Below are 15735 nucleotides of genomic sequence, written 5' to 3'. Positions count from 1 at the left end.
ACTCCAATCAACCACTTCACATAAAATGTACCTTCTGATACTTATATCGTTTTGCTGATAACGTCAAAGTGCCATTTTCTTCAGTTCATTTGTCGTGAAATATAAATAGCTGTCCTTCACAAATAAATCCTTCGTTTCTTCCCTATTTAACATTTGTTCTCCACTTCCATCTGGACGAATCTTCGTTAAATACGCTCCGTGTGAATAATTACTAAAATATAGCCAGCCATCTGCATAAACGATGTACTGGGTACGTGAATTAGAGACGCGTTTCGATTTACCTGTTTGTAAATCAAGCACGTACAACTTATTATCATCAGCTACATTACTATAAAATATTTGTTGCCCTACTTGTGCAGCGAAATCTACATTGTGAAAGTAGTTATACATTGTACTCGTTGCTTTCGGGTAGTCTTCAGCAATCCATGTATGATCCTTTGCCATTGTTCGATCATCCACTAAAAAGTATTGATAGCGCACCGCCCCTTTACGATCAGGCACCGGGTCATTCCATGTAGTATCAAGGTGATACCATTGACCATCCAGCTTTACCAAATTCCAAGCATGTCCTTCCTGTCCGACATAGCCTACTACATATTTTGTTTCTATACCTAGCTTTTGTAACATCGAATGAGCCAGCAATGCATAGCCCTGACAAACGCCGCCATGTTCTGCAAGCACTGTATAAGCGCTGTGTGGACTTGAATTCGTTTGATCCGTATAGGCGGTATTGGCAACGATATAATCATTAACAGCCCTAACCTTCTCTACATCACTTAATGATTTCTTATTGATAGAGGCTACGATCTCTTGTACATTCATTTCAACGAATGCTGCCTGCTCTGGTGTCATTAAATAACTTTGCTCACCAAAGATTTTGGCTGTTTTTCTTCCATATTCATAACGAATTGAATGCTTACTAATATGCCCATATACATAATCATCTCGTTTTATAGCAGTTTCATAGGCTTCTTTCACTAGCTGTTCAATTCGTTGTGTATCGCCTTTATATTGAATCTCAAAAGTAGGTGAAAAACTACTGTAGTATGCATACATCGCATCAGCCATTTCCTTTGCATTTGTTACAACTAACTTTGCTTCAGGTTTTTTGGCTGCAGGAGCTGTAACGGCTACTCCTTCTTCTGGCTTTCCTTCTATAGGTGTGGCCGTTTCAATGGAGGTATTCTCTGAAAGTTTAGCAGTAACGTCTATGATTTTGTCCTTTGTTGAAAGAAGCATCGTTTCTATTTCATCATTATTTGCCCAAGTTATCACTTGTTGTACAACTGCTTTACCAGCCGTATAAATGGGGTCAATAAAAATAATAAGAATTACAATAATGGCTAATTTTTTCCACAAAATCCTCACCTCCAACCGTTTTCCTGTTTTCATTATATACAAAAAAAGCACAAAGGACTCACTTGGAAGTCTTTTTGTGCTTTCATTTTATAAGTAGATAAGAATATTTGAAGTTTATTTTATTTTAAGCTTCTGTTCTTTGCCATTAACATTATAAACTAAATAGTTATCATTAATTCTTAAATCAGAAACTACTTGCTTTGCGAGCACCTCAGTGTTCAATGTTTTAAGATTTAATTTTGTTAAGTAGCCACTGTTACTGTAGTCACTGAAATATAAAAAGTTATCCGCTCCTGTAATATACAAGGCGCGTTTATCAATGACCATTGTTTTCTTACCACTTGCTAAATCAAGCGTATACAATTTATCTTTATCTGCTGTATTGCTAAAGTACAGTGTATTATTAACCTGATATGCAAAATGAACATTTTGCATATAGCTATATTTTGTACTTGTTGCAGCAGGATAATTTGATGCTACCCATTTATGATCTTTCTTTAGCTGTGCATCCGTTACTAAAAAATAATCGTACGAAGAAGCACCGAAACGATTTGGTAATGGATCATTCCATGTCGTATCTAAATGATACCATTCACCATCAACCTTCACTAAATTCCATGCATGTGCCTCGTTACCATTAACAGTACCAACAACATATTTTACATCGAATCCAGCTTGTTCTAACATTTTATAGGTTGTTAACGCGTAGCCCTGACATACAGCTTGTCCTTCCATTAACAATGCATAAGCACTATGGGGACTAGCCTTTGTTTTAGTACCATATGTTGTATTTGACACTATATAATCATTAATCGCTTTTACTTTTTCGAATTCTGTTTTCATTGAAGGCTTAATAATCATTTTTAATATTTGATCAACCTTTTTTTGTACGGCCGCTTCTTGCGTTTGGTTTGTCAAATATTTCACTTTAAATGTCACATTGCCCGTTGAGTCCGCAGAAATAGCAGTACTTTCCATATGGCCACTCGCATAGACTGCTTGCTCCTGTGCTTTTTCAAAGGACTCCATAAAATTCTTTTTGAAATCGATCATTGATCCACTATATGTAATATTAATTTCGGGAGCGAAATTATTTAATTGCTTTACGATTTCTGTTGTGAATTGATCCCAAGTCGTTACTTTTGTATCAGCTACTACATTATAAGCAAACGCAGAGGAAGTATTTACTGAGCGAGTGTCTGCATTTTGAGCATAGGCTGCTGTTGGACTTAACATCAGTAATGCTACTCCGCTTATCAACCATTTCTTCACAATAAATCACCTTCCATTTGTTATATTCTTGTAATTAGAATAACAGATAAAGGAACTATAAATCTATCGGACAAGTTCACTAGCTGTGACTTTTAACTATATACATAAAATACAATATATAGGTACAAACTCCTTGAAATAAAATATAAGTATCGAATTAAACTATATTTTTGTAAAAAAATAAAAACTCACTTGTCTTTTGAACTGCGCTCCAATTGTTAGAATGTGTCTAACAATTAGGGCGCAGTTCAGTCTTTAAGTGAGTTTTCTATATATTACTGAGCTTTTTTAGGTCAGGCTGTTCTTTATTTTAACGACTTTTCACTACTAAATTGACTGCTTCTTGAATAGCTTCATTCATTTTCTCGCCATCACCTTCAGCATTTTGTACACATTCTAAAAGATTCGTACTAACAATGACACCAACTGTACGATCTACTGCTGAGCGTACTGCCGATAATTGAGTAATGACTGCCTTACAGTCCTTTTCTTCTTCCATCATTTTTAAAATCCCACGTAGCTGACCTTCCATCCGTTTCACACGATTTTTCACTTGATCTGAATATTCCATCATCATTGCTCCCTCTTCCCATACTCGCTACGTTTTTGAGTAATTATTATTATTTATTTCACATATTATTTCAAAAATCAATTATGCCGAGGCATAATTGTAGCTGTCGCTACATAAAACATTTGTTGCTGTCGCTTCGCTTTCGCACAGATAAACAATGCGTCCGGATTCGGCTTTGTGCATGAGAGCTCCTTTCCGAATACGTGACATCCGCTAGAGATATTAATTTATTTCAGTAGATTTGGACATCTGCTAAAATAAGTTAAACTTCTTCGTTATTTTTTCCTTGGGTTTTAAATAATTCATAAGCATTTTAGCAATAATTGATCCTGCATTTGTTATTTCATCATACTGTATAACTGTATTTTTCTTTATTCGTAGCTGACCTATCTCTACTTCAAAAATTGGACACTTTCTTTTAAGTGCTGCAACTAATATATTTGTGTCGTAGTCATATCGTTCGCCTTTTACTTTTATTAGCCATGGTAACTCCTTTATAGAAATAAACCGTAAACCTGTTTGTGTATCCATTAGTTTCTATGATAAAGGACTTCAAAAAACAAACTTGTTGCACGGTTACCCCAATATGATAAAAACGTGCTATCCGAAGAATGGAAGTTACGTACTCCTAGCACTATTCCTTCAGAAAATACCTTTGTCATTGTTAAAACTAGCTTTACATCTTGTATAGTATGTTGTCTATGAGCACCTACTGTAATAACACCTTGGAACATACCCCTTCGCTCCATTACATAGGCAAAGGCTGTTTTTAGTGCTCCTCCCTTACCAATATTGTTGCCATGCTCTAGCACTAGACAGCAGTCAATCTTTTTCAACTCCTCAAAAACATCTGCATATTTTTGATCGCTGCCATCATTGACAATAATAATTTGGCTAATGGTGGTGGCTAATAATTGATGGACATAGGTTATAAGTGACTGTTGTGGATTATAGGCTGGTATAATTGCTGCAATATTTTTCATCATTTCTATCCCCCGGATAACATGAAACTTTGACATATACACTCTCTAGTAATCGTTACTGAATTTCAACAAATCTCCTCATAACAAATAGTATCATGTATCGAGGACAATTCAACAATAACGGTATTTCCCCGATATATGTAAAAAGAGGATATCATCGTAGCGTATGGTTGATTTCCGCCGACTGGGCGCTTTCCTGGGGGCGGCAGGGTCACATCTGTGACGCTCGCCAAGGAGTCATCCAGTCTCCACTCCAATCAACTAATATACATGGTATACGTTTTAACAAATTAAACATCCATATTTCGGTAATGAGCAGAAAAAGAATAATGTTATGAAAGTGGTGAGTTCTATCGTCATACAATATGAAATTCTCCAAGATCAATGTAAGAAATTAAAAGCTTTGTGCTTCATTAAATTAGCTAAAAATTTACAAGATGCTAGCACGCTCGCCATTACAAAACCAGCTATATCTCTACAAAAATCACTCCTTGTACTGGAGGAAATTTTATATGAACTTTATAAGTTGGAAATGCATACCGAACCGAAGCTAAAAAATATTCGATCTTTACTCAATAATCGTAGCTTTGTTGCAAAAATTCATCCACGGCGCATTTATTTATTAATGAATCTTGTAAGCAAAATGACTTCTAGTAATAGAAGTGAAGTTGTGGAGGCAAAGGCAGCAAAAATTGTTCTTGATTATATAAGTGATATTGTAGAATGGTTTATCGAACGCTATGACCGTACCTTAAAGGCAAAGTTGATGCGCCAAGGCTCCAGCTTTGAAGATATAACTTCAGCTTTTGATATAAATACGCTACTTCAAGATGACCAATCAACCGAGGCCTATAAAACAGCTGCAGACTGGTTTGAGCTTGCTGCAAAACAAGGGAATGCAAGTGCTCAATATAATTTAGGGGCTCTTTATAATCAAGGGCGTGGCGTTAAAAAAGATTATGCTGTTGCAAAAATGTGGTTTGAACGCTCCGCTGCGCAAAATGATGCAAACGCGCTTTATAGCTTAGGCGTGCTCTATCATTTAGGCAATGGCGTTATACAAAATTATGAAGAAGCCGCTCAATATTATAAAGCTGCTGCGGATTTAGAAAACGCAGATGCACAATACAATCTGGGGGTTTTATACAATCAAGGACTTGGGATGCCACTAAACTTTGCCGAGGCAGCAAAATGGTACATGCTAGCAGCCAATCAAGGAAATACAAGTGCTCAAAATAACCTTGGATTCCTATATCACAATGGAACTGGTGTCGAGCAAAGCTATGAGGAAGCTATAGCCTATTTTGAAATGGCTGCATTAGCTGGTGATGCAAGCGCTCAGTATAATCTTGGCTATATGTACCTTAAAGGTCGTGGCATCTCGCAAAATCTTGAAGAAGCTGCGCAATGGTTCCATTTAGCTGCACTTCAAGACCATACAAATGCAGAATTCCAATTGGCAATGCTATATAACACTGGACAAGGTATTTCTAAAGATCACCTGGAAGCTATAAAATGGTTTAAGCTCGCAGCACATAAAGGCCATTTAAATGCTCAATACTGTCTCGGTGTGCTCTATGTCAAAGAAAACGATATAACTTTAGCTGAAAAATGGTTACAGTTAGCCGCTAACAATGGACATATTAGTGCTGGCTTTGAGCTTGGGCGTATTTATGTATACCAACTCCAGCAACCAGAGAAAGCTCTCCCTCTCTTCAAAGCGGCTGCTGAAAAGGGTTATGCAGATGCTCAGTACGAGCTCGGATTATTATATGAAGCTGAATTGAATTATGATGAAGCAGTAAAATGGTGGAGAGCCGCTACTGATCAGTCCCATATTCAGTCTGAATATCAATTAGGGTTATTATATGAGCATGGATTGGGGATCGAGCAGGACTTAGAAGAGGCACGACGTTGCTATCGATTAGCAGCCATCCAAGGACATTCAGGTGCTCAATATCAGCTTGGTAATTTATTTGATAAGGGCAAAGGTGTCGATCAGGATTATACTGAGGCAGCGAAATGGATTGAACAAGCTGCCGCTAAGGGACATGCCAAAGCACAATATCAATTAGCTCAGATGCACAGTCATGGACAAGGGGTACCGAAGGATTTTACGAAGGCCGCCCAACTATATCGACTGGCTGCCAATCAAGGGCATCAAAAAGCACAATTCCAGCTTGGTATGCTTTACAAAAAAGGACACGGTGTTGCACAGGATTATACCGAGGCAACAAAATGGCTTAAGAAATCTCTTGAAAATATGAAATAAAGGGATTAATCACCCAACTTCTGAATTTTATCGACATTCACCTTTCAAAGAGTAAAAAAAGATTCACACACAAAACTGTGTGTGAATCCTTTTACTTTATTTTGTCGCTAAGTCTCCACACCATCAACTTATAAATGTCATATCCAACTTTTGATGACGAGCCAAACAAAACTGTTTTTCATACAAAATACCGTGTCACCTCTTATTAAAGACAGTGACACGGTATGTTGATTAGTTTTTCATTTCTTCTTTTTGATCTACCATAAATGTTACAACGATGAATAAAGCAAAACTAATTAATAATGTTGTCCCACCTATGATAAAGAAAATCAATGTAAATGTTTTGCTAAAACTAAATGGATTTAAATTGTAGAACCACATGCCTAGTGTTAAGCCAAAAACGCCTAAAATAGCTGTCCAACCATGTGCTGTCACTAATTTTTGCGATTTCACTTTAAAGGCACGGTAGAAAATACCCCATGCAAACATACTTAACCAACCTACGAGCAAAATATGCGCATGTATCGGTCTAAATTCATAACTACCTGAGCCTGACATATGTGAGCCTAGATACGTACCCAATAAGGCAAAAATCGCAGCAAGACGAATAAGGCGTATACTCCATTTTTGTTCCAAACGATAACCCCCCTAAGCTTTTTCAACTTAGTTAGCAGTTTATCTCGCGAACATGAACTTTACATGAACTCCTCATTACAATTTTGGCAGTTTTGGTAAGTGGACACGGACCTTTGTACCGGAATTCATAACACTGTCCATATGAACCGTTCCTCCATGTAGCTCAACAATTTGCTTCACAATGGCTAGTCCAAGCCCAGTACCTTGTTTTGTTCTAGAGGCATCCACTCGATAAAAGCGATCAAATACCTTTTGTAGTTGTTCAGCAGTTATTCCTATGCCACTATCCTCAACGAGCACTTCAACTGAGGCTGAGGATTCTTGCAAGTGAATATGGATTTCTCCACCTTCGACATTATATTTAATGGCATTCGTCAATAAATTATCCCAAACATTTTGTAATAGCCCAGCATCACCATCATATGTTACTGGTTCAAGTTGGTACGACAATTGTACATTTGCGCCTTCAAGCTGCCAGCGATATTTTCTAACTGTTTCCTTTAATTGCTCGTCTAAACGATAGGATTCACGCTTTAATAGCCTTGTAGATTGATCGAGTGACGTTAGTAAAAGTAATTGCTTTGTTAATGTCGACATACGCTTCGTTTCTAGCTCAATAATCGTTGTATATTCCTGTCTTTCCTTGTCGGTCAGCAAGGGATTCTTTAGTAAATCTACATAGCCTTGAATATTCAACAATGGCGACTGAAAATCATGGGACACATTACTAATAAACTCTTTACGGATTCGATCATTTTCCTGTAATTTTTCAGTCATGACATTAAAGCTAACAGCTAATTGTCCAATCTCATCCGCTCGATCTATATCCAGTAGCGTATCGAATTTTTCATGCGCAAGCTGATGTGTTGCCTCTGTTAGCTGTGTAATAGGGCGAATGAGAGCCTTAGCAAAAAGAAGCATTGCCAATAGACTAAGTACTGTCATCGTAAGGATAAGTCCACCAAGTATCGTATGCACTTCAGAGAACAACAAGCGAATGTCAGGTCTAATGAACAGTGCATACTGCTTATTTTCATAAGTAAATGGCACACCTATCGTATTAATTAATTCATTCGCAAAAAAACCTGTCACAAAAGTCTCTTTTGGAAAATCACGCATACCATGATAAATTTCCCCGTTTAAAACATGCTTGACTGTATTGGACGGTAGTGTTTTATCACGATACTCACCGCCAAAGAAATGTCCTTCGCTACCAGTTGTTGCATAAATTTGATAACCTATTTCACCAAGAGTCATTAAATAATTATCTAAATCGTCAGGCTTTGATGACTCAATGTATTTCGCAATATCCTGCGCAATTTTCACATTTTTAGCATCATTTTTCCCCTTCACAACTTGATGATAATACGTATTAGTCGCTAAAAAGCCGATACACAAGCTACCGATCATAACGAGCATCGTCGTGACAACAAATCTACTATATAACGTTTTCATCATGCAATAACCTCAACCTTATAGCCAACACCACGTACCGTTGTAATCTCAACACCTGGTTCATAACGATGCAGACGCTCACGAATCCGCTTCACATGCGTATTTAAAGTCTGCTCATCTCCATCGTAGTCATAGCCCCACACTTGCTCCATTATATAACTACGTGTAAACACCTGATTCGGGCGGGATGCTAGTAATGCCAATAGTTCAAATTCCTTTAAAGGCAGAACAAGTGTATCTTCCCCAATGACAACCTCAAAGCTTCGACGATCAATAACGAGCCTACCCACCTTGATGGTTACCTGATTTTTCTTATCGAATCTACGCAATATCGCGGCTATGCGAAACAGCAATTCTTTAGGTTCAAAAGGCTTCACAACATAGTCGTCTGAGCCTGCCAAAAACCCTCGTTCCTTGTCCTCAAGCTCGCCTTTTGCTGTTAATAACAATACTGGAATATCGTAATCCTGGCTCAATGTCTCGGTTAATGTATAACCATCCATTCCCGGCATCATAACATCAACAACAGCCAAATCAGGCGAGTTTCCTTCAAGTAATTTAAGAGCCTGTTGTCCGTTTTCCGCCTGTATCACTTGATAACCCTCTCTTGTTAGATAAATATTCACTAGCTGTAAAATATGTACATCATCATCTACAACGAGAATTTTCATTCAGGTCTACCTCCATCCAACTTGTTTCCTGTACACCATTTTAACAAAAAATCCGCCGAAAAAAGTTAAAGCCTCCGGCGGATGTCACGGAATTATGCCGAGATATAATTGATAACTCCATTTTTTTATATTATAACGAAAAGAAAGAAATCAACAGCAATATAAGTAACGGCAAACCAATTACGATATAGCCACGTGGATTTGCAAAATTCATCGTCCAACCTACCCCAAAGCGTTTCTCTACAAAAACAGAAGGATCTTGACGATTCACATACATTAATCCGCCCTTCCAATAGCGATCCTCATCCTCATCCATTACCTCTGAAGCAACATTATCTCCATAGTTCACTCTCAGCTTACGTTTTTTCCATGCGTAAACAAGGCCTGAGCCCAGAACAAGCAATAAAAACAAAATAAATACCGGTAATAACCTATTTCCTGTAGTCATTGAAGGATAAATATTGCTTAGCTGTAATACTGTAAATAATATTGTAAGGGCATAGCTTAATAACATAATGCTCCAGCTCATATACTTTCGACTTTTTAGCTGATCTTCCAATGATTCTTCCTTACGATTGACAGCCAACTTGATTGCTGAACGCTTTATAGAATCTACAGTTCCCCACATCATACATTGTATCATCAGCATAACAAGCGGCAATGAAACCGCAGTAAAATATGTTTTGCTTCTCCAAAAATCCGCTTCACCTCCAGGTCCCCAATGTACAGCAATGTGATCTGGTATTTGGTCATAATGGCGGAATGTAAAGATAATGAGAAACGCTGTAACACCAAAAGGGATTACATAAAATGGCCAAGGGAGCATTTCATCACGACTACGTGCCGTTAAGTCAACTGCACGAACTTGTTTTATATTTAAGCCCCATTGATCTTCCTTTTTAAGTTTTAAAACTTTTTGATGGTTTATCCAATATAATGTCATACTGATTGCAAGCATTGCAAATAAGCATCCTAGCAGTAAAATACTTTGCATGAACTCAGATTGAGCAAAGTAATAATAGCTAACAATCATCATCAGTAATAACATGACACCAGATACTCCAACGATTTGAGCATAATGCTTTTTCATATTACATAACGCGGGATGTTTTACATTTTGTTCAGGTACAGTAACGCCAAAAACGATTGTCTCACGTACTATATATGGAACAAATACTTGTAGAGCTAATGTTATGATGTAGACGGTTGAAAAAACGACAAGTAGCATGTGCTACACCCCTTCTGCGGGTACTTGCAAATCAGAAAATACCTTTTTTATCATGTGCTCGATTTGTTCAGCTGTTGCGCCGAGCACCATTCCTTCTACCACAACAGGCTTTAGGTTTTTTTCAATTTGTTGAAATTGTTCAGGAGTTAACGCTCGTTCCTCTGTTGAACGAATAATAGCACCTGATTTGGCTCTAATAGTAATGATCCCCTTTTCCTCTAGCTCATGATAGCTTTTATTAACCGTGTGCATATTTACACCCAGATCAGCCGCTAAATTACGAACAGACGGTAGGGTTTCTCCTGGTTTCATTTCTCCTCTTGCAATACCTTCAATAATCTGCCGTGTTACCTGTTCATAGATTGGTACATCAGATTGTGGCTCTATTTGAATAAACATTAATATCATCTCCATAATTGTTATATAGCTAATATAACAAATAATTATTCTTTGTGCATAAAGAAAGAGACCAATTGAACAATCGAAAAAGGAGATGTCTCATGATTAATTCGAGACATCCCCTTCAACTATTGCTAATGCATCATAAATTTCATCAACTACCGGTGTCGGTCCAGGAACGTTTTTAGTGGATAAGAAAATGCCTTACAAGCTCCCCATCTAAGCTCGTAAGGCATCATTCACCTCTTTTAGATCTCTTTACTTTTATTAATGACCCCTTTTTTGTAACCGTGTTCATTTTTCAGTAAGGAACAGGGGAACAGACCCCGCTCCTTACAATAGTGGAATAAGGTGGACTCCATTCGAGTTCAGTCCACAACAATTTAGGAAAGTTAGGATATGTTCGTTTAGTAGATTCGTATCTTAAATCAATTTCTTTCAGCGATTGCTGAAAGAAATTTAAGCTAATTTTTCGTAACCTGGAAGCGTCAAGAATTCCGCAAATTCATCTTGTTCAATTAAAGATTTAAACAGCTCAGCAGCTTCTTCATAGCGGCCACCGTTATAAGCTTGTTCCCCAACAGCCTCTTTAATTTTCACAAGCTCTTCCTCCAAGATTTCTAGTACAAAGGCTAATGTAATACCACGGCCATCATCCAAGACACCTTTTGGATGACGAATCCATTGCCATACTTGTGTGCGAGAGATTTCTGCAGTTGCAGCATCCTCCATTAAGTTGTTAATCGGTGCAGCTCCGTTGCCTCGTAGCCAAGAAGCAATGTACTGAACCCCTACACTACAGTTAATGCGCAGACCTTCAAGTGTAATTGTACCTTCTGGAACAGCTACTAAATCTTCCGCTATAACATTTACATCCTCACGCTTTTTATGGATTTGGTTTGGTGTCGTCATAATCGCATCAAACTGTTCCATTGCCGTTGCAACCATACCCGGATGCGCTACCCAAGTTCCATCGTGGCCATCTGTTGCCTCACGACGTTTATCTTCTGCAACCTTTGCAAAAGCTACAGCATTCGCGTCGTCATCCCCTTTAACAGGGATTTGTGCTGCCATACCGCCCATCGCAGGAGCATTACGTTTATGACATGTTTGAATACATAAAGACGTATATGCCTTCATGAATGGTACAGTCATTGTTACTTGCCCACGGTCCGGTAAAATTACATCCGGCTGATTGCGCAGACGTTTGATATAGCTGAAAATGTAATCCCAGCGTCCACAATTCAGACCAGCTGAATGTTCGCGTAGTTCATATAAAATTTCATCCATTTCAAATGCTGCTAAAATTGTTTCGATTAATACAGTAGCCTTAATTGTCCCTTGTGGAATTCCAATATAATCTTGTGCAAACACAAAGACATCATTCCATAAGCGTGCCTCCAAATGGCTTTCAAGCTTCGGTAGGTAGAAATAAGGTCCCGTACCTTGTGCCAATGCATTTTTAGCATTGTGGAATAAATACAGACCGAAATCAAAGAAACTACCAGAGATCGGTTCACCATCCACTAGTACATGCTTTTCAAGCAAATGAAGACCACGTGGGCGAACTAACAACACAGCTGTGTTTTCGTTTAATTTATACGTTTTACCATTAGATGCTTGTGTAAATTCAATTGTCTTATTAATAGCATCACGCATATTAATTTGACCGCCAATCATGTTTTCCCATGTCGGAGCAGATGCATCCTCAAAGCAAGCCATAAACATTCTTGCACCAGAGTTTAATGCATTAATAACCATTTTGCGGTCAACAGGTCCTGTAATTTCTACACGACGGTCTTGCAAATCTGCTGGAAGTGGTGCAATTGTCCAATCTCCCTCACGGATATGCTGTGTGTCTGGTAAGAAGTCGAGTTTCTCACCTGCATCAAGACGCTTTTGACGTCCTTGACGAGCCTCTAACAGCTCTTTTCGACGAGCATCAAATTTTTCGTGCAGGGCAAGAACAAACTCAAGGGCTTCTGGTGTTAAAATTTCTTTTGTTTGCTCGTTTTGTTCCCCAACAATTTTAAGCTTACCTGTTGTTGCTTGTTCCATCAGTTGTTTCCCCCACCTTTGCGAATTTAAGTAGTCATCCCCCGCTTTAGGAGGAGCGGAGGAGACTAATCTATGATTATGAATTTAGGAATACGCGTACTTTATGAATCTTATACGAATTGTTCTGTTTCTGTAGAACCAGCCATTGCTGTTGTAGAAGAAGTACCACCAGAGATAACTTGAGATACATCATCAAAGTAACCAGTACCTACTTCACGTTGATGGCGTGTAGCTGTGTAGCCTTTTGATTCTGATGCGAACTCAGCTTGTTGTAGCTTAGAGTATGCAGCCATACCATTATCCTTATAATCATGTGCAAGCTCAAACATAGAATGGTTTAATGCGTGGAAACCAGCCAATGTTACGAATTGGAATTTATATCCCATTTTACCTAACTCGCGTTGATATTCTGCGATTTCTTCTTCTGATAGATTTGCTTTCCAGTTAAAAGAAGGTGAGCAGTTGTATGCTAGTAATTTACCTGGGAATTCAGCATGAATAGCTGCCGCAAATTCACGAGCTTCCTCAAGAGATGGTTTAGATGTTTCACACCAAATCAAGTCTGCATATGGCGCGTATGCTAAACCACGAGCAATCGCTTGTTTGATACCTGGTTTTGTACGGAAGAAGCCTTCTGGAGTACGTTCACCAGTAATAAACTCAGCATCACGCGGATCGATATCAGATGTTACCATATCAGCAGCATCAGCATCTGTACGAGCGATTAAAATTGTATCAACACCCATTACGTCTGTTGCAAGACGAGCAGCGATTAAGTTACGAACAGCATTTTGTGTTGGAAGTAACACTTTTCCACCTAAGTGACCGCACTTTTTCTCAGAAGCTAATTGGTCTTCTAAGTGAACACCAGCAGCTCCAGCTTCAATCATTCCTTTTACAAGCTCAAATACGTTTAGAGGACCACCGAAGCCTGCCTCAGCATCTGCTACGATTGGAGCGAACCAATCAAATTGATCTACACGTCCTTCAGCATGATCGATTTGGTCTGCACGTTGTAAAGCTTGGTTAATACGCTTAACTACTGCTGGAACAGAGTTTGCTGGATATAAAGATTGGTCAGGGTACATTTGACCAGAAAGGTTAGCATCAGCAGCTACTTGCCAGCCCGATAAGTAGATTGCTTTTAATCCTGCTTTTACTTGCTGTACAGCTTGATTACCAGTCAATGCACCTAATGCATTAATGAACGGTTCTTCGTGTAAAGAGTTCCAAAGTCGAGCCGCACCTTTGGTTGCTAGAGTTTGTTCAAGTACTACAGAGCCCTGCAGCTTAACTACCTCTTCAGCTGAATATGCGCGTTCAATACCAGCCCAACGTGGGTTCTCTGCCCATTGTTTTTCTAATGCTTGGATTTTTTCTTGACGTGTTGACATATTGAAATTCCACCTTCCCCTTTGTATACAATATACTCTGTTAAAAAACTTTTAATTCACTGTTCCATAACAGGTTTATTTGTTATAAATTAATATATAACAGTACATCTGAATTTTCATTATTTTTAGATAAAATACCAAATTTTAATGATGAAACTGCTTTTTTTGGAGACGAAATTTGGTAAACTGTTTACAAACAAGGGGGATATTCACAATGAACAATGAGGTTAATTCTTTGCCAAAAGATATTTCACAACAGTTTATTTCAATGTTAAAAGACTGGGTTCCAGCCAATTCATCCATTGCAATTGCTGCTGAAAACTCCTATATCTATTTTCATTCTGGACATCAAAACATTAACTTGGAAATAGGTCAACAAGTACAGTCTGGTAGCATTGCCGAGCAAGTACTACGCACGAGGAAACGAACAGATGCCGTTTTAGATAATTCCTTATTCGAAACACCGTATTATGGGATAGGTTATCCTATAAACATATTAGATGTGCCTGCAGCACTTGTTGTAGTATTACCTTCAACCTTTACCGAAAAGAAATTGGAGCCCTTTCAATTTTTAACTGGAAAGCAAGAAGAGGAATGGAATCCTGTTGCAATTGAAAAAATCTCTCATATTGAAAGCCTACAGAAAAAAACGTGGTTTTATGTGGAGGGGGAACAATTTAAAACAAGTATTACTCTTAAAGAACTTCAAATGCGTCTACCATCATCTTTTATTCGCATTCACAGGTCTTATATTGTTAATATTCATTTCATAAAAAAAATGGCTCGTGATCTTGCTTCTAATTTTATTGTCACTCTAAAGGATGGCAGTGAACTACCCGTTAGCCAATCTTATTTAAATAATCTTCGCAACGCCCTTGAATTTTAGATTTTGTCTTGCGTAATTGTTGCTGCTGTCGCTTCGCTTTCGCACAGAAAACATTTGTTGCTGCCGCTTCGCTTTCGCACAGAAAATATTGCTGACTGAAGATAAAAGGCTGTCCTATACATTTGTTGTATAAGACAGCCTATAAAATAAAAAAGCCTGAGAAAAAATTCTCAGACTTTAGATTGCCTAGCGACGTCCTACTCTCACAGGGGGAAGCCCCCAACTACCATCGGCGCTAAAGAGCTTAACTTCCGTGTTCGGTATGGGAACGGGTGTGACCTCTTTGCCATCATCACTAGACTATTRWCGGCTTTCAATATACATCGTATTTCTTCGTCAGCTTCTGTCGTTCAGTCAGTCACGTACTTGAGTACGCTCCTTCCTTCTCTCCATCGCTTCCTAGAACTACTCGTATCTTGAAACCCTTGGTTGAAAGAATTATTCTTTCAAAACTGGATAAACGGTGCATTGAATGTTTCAAACTTTTTTGGTTAAGTCCTCGATCGATTAGTATTCGTCAGCTCCATGTGTCACCACACTTCCACCTCGAA

General features: G+C 38.3%; 15 protein-coding genes and 1 rRNA gene. 2 read left to right on the top strand and 14 right to left on the bottom strand.

Annotated elements, in window-relative coordinates:
- Positions 1–63: 63 nt before the first annotated feature.
- The 5 genes from AC1DCY_RS11120 to AC1DCY_RS11100 all read right to left on the bottom strand — a co-directional run bounded on the left by AC1DCY_RS11120 (position 64) and on the right by AC1DCY_RS11100 (position 4188).
- Positions 64–1368, bottom strand: coding sequence for a transglutaminase domain-containing protein (locus AC1DCY_RS11120; protein WP_477350079.1), 1305 nt, complete (start codon positions 1366–1368; stop codon positions 64–66).
- A 105-nt stretch (positions 1369–1473) separates the two neighbouring features.
- Positions 1474–2631, bottom strand: a complete 1158-nt coding sequence (locus AC1DCY_RS11115) for a transglutaminase domain-containing protein (RefSeq protein WP_477350077.1) — start codon at positions 2629–2631, stop codon at positions 1474–1476.
- A gap of 310 nt (positions 2632–2941) precedes the next feature.
- Positions 2942–3202, bottom strand: a complete 261-nt coding sequence (locus tag AC1DCY_RS11110) for a metal-sensitive transcriptional regulator (RefSeq protein WP_004233098.1) — start codon at positions 3200–3202, stop codon at positions 2942–2944.
- 252 nt (positions 3203–3454) lie between these two features.
- The gene (locus AC1DCY_RS11105) at positions 3455–3733 is read right to left on the bottom strand and encodes a hypothetical protein (RefSeq protein ID WP_477350075.1); all 279 of its coding nucleotides are present in this window, start codon (positions 3731–3733) and stop codon (positions 3455–3457) included.
- Positions 3733–4188, bottom strand: coding sequence for a glycosyltransferase (locus AC1DCY_RS11100; protein ID WP_477350073.1), 456 nt, complete (start codon positions 4186–4188; stop codon positions 3733–3735). Before AC1DCY_RS11100 ends, AC1DCY_RS11105 begins: the two co-directional genes overlap by 1 nt.
- Positions 4189–4519: 331 nt before the next feature.
- Here AC1DCY_RS11100 and AC1DCY_RS11095 point away from each other — a divergent pair, with 331 nt between their 5' ends.
- Entirely contained in the window at positions 4520–6457 is a 1938-nt protein-coding gene (locus tag AC1DCY_RS11095) for a tetratricopeptide repeat protein (RefSeq protein WP_477350071.1), read from the top strand.
- 231 nt (positions 6458–6688) lie between these two features.
- Here AC1DCY_RS11095 and AC1DCY_RS11090 read toward each other — a convergent pair whose 3' ends face one another.
- The 7 genes from AC1DCY_RS11090 to aceA form a co-directional block, all read right to left on the bottom strand.
- The gene (locus AC1DCY_RS11090; RefSeq protein ID WP_477350069.1) at positions 6689–7093 is read right to left on the bottom strand and encodes a hypothetical protein; all 405 of its coding nucleotides are present in this window, start codon (positions 7091–7093) and stop codon (positions 6689–6691) included.
- Positions 7094–7168: 75 nt separating this feature from the next.
- A complete protein-coding gene (locus AC1DCY_RS11085) occupies positions 7169–8548 on the bottom strand; it encodes a sensor histidine kinase (RefSeq protein ID WP_477350204.1) in 1380 nt (459 codons plus the stop codon).
- Positions 8548–9219, bottom strand: a complete 672-nt coding sequence (locus AC1DCY_RS11080) for a response regulator transcription factor (protein WP_477350067.1) — start codon at positions 9217–9219, stop codon at positions 8548–8550. The genes AC1DCY_RS11085 and AC1DCY_RS11080 overlap by 1 nt, the downstream gene beginning before the upstream one ends.
- Before the next feature lie 130 nt (positions 9220–9349).
- On the bottom strand, positions 9350–10447 hold the full coding sequence (locus tag AC1DCY_RS11075; protein ID WP_477350065.1) for a DUF1648 domain-containing protein: 1098 nt from the start codon (positions 10445–10447) through the stop codon (positions 9350–9352).
- Between the two features lie 3 nt (positions 10448–10450).
- A complete protein-coding gene (locus AC1DCY_RS11070; protein WP_477350063.1) occupies positions 10451–10846 on the bottom strand; it encodes a GntR family transcriptional regulator in 396 nt (131 codons plus the stop codon).
- Positions 10847–11305: 459 nt separating this feature from the next.
- A complete protein-coding gene (gene aceB, locus AC1DCY_RS11065) occupies positions 11306–12904 on the bottom strand; it encodes a malate synthase A (protein ID WP_477350061.1) in 1599 nt (532 codons plus the stop codon).
- 110 nt (positions 12905–13014) lie between these two features.
- Positions 13015–14298 carry an isocitrate lyase gene (gene aceA / locus AC1DCY_RS11060; RefSeq protein WP_477350060.1) on the bottom strand — a complete coding sequence of 428 codons (1284 nt, stop codon included), beginning with the start codon at positions 14296–14298 and terminating at the stop codon, positions 13015–13017.
- A 214-nt stretch (positions 14299–14512) separates the two neighbouring features.
- Here aceA and AC1DCY_RS11055 point away from each other — a divergent pair, with 214 nt between their 5' ends.
- Positions 14513–15184, top strand: coding sequence for a LytTR family DNA-binding domain-containing protein (locus AC1DCY_RS11055; protein ID WP_477350058.1), 672 nt, complete (start codon positions 14513–14515; stop codon positions 15182–15184).
- Here AC1DCY_RS11055 and AC1DCY_RS11050 read toward each other — a convergent pair.
- Positions 15181–15306, bottom strand: a complete 126-nt coding sequence (locus AC1DCY_RS11050; RefSeq protein WP_477350056.1) for a hypothetical protein — start codon at positions 15304–15306, stop codon at positions 15181–15183. The genes AC1DCY_RS11055 and AC1DCY_RS11050 overlap by 4 nt on opposite strands.
- A gap of 62 nt (positions 15307–15368) precedes the next feature.
- Positions 15369–15484, bottom strand: a 5S ribosomal RNA gene (rrf, locus tag AC1DCY_RS11045).
- Positions 15485–15735: the final 251 nt, after the last annotated feature.

It is taken from the genome of Lysinibacillus sp. 10T31, from assembly GCF_056394365.1.
Note: the sequence above shows the minus strand (reverse complement) of the source record. Positions and strands in the feature narration are given on the sequence as shown.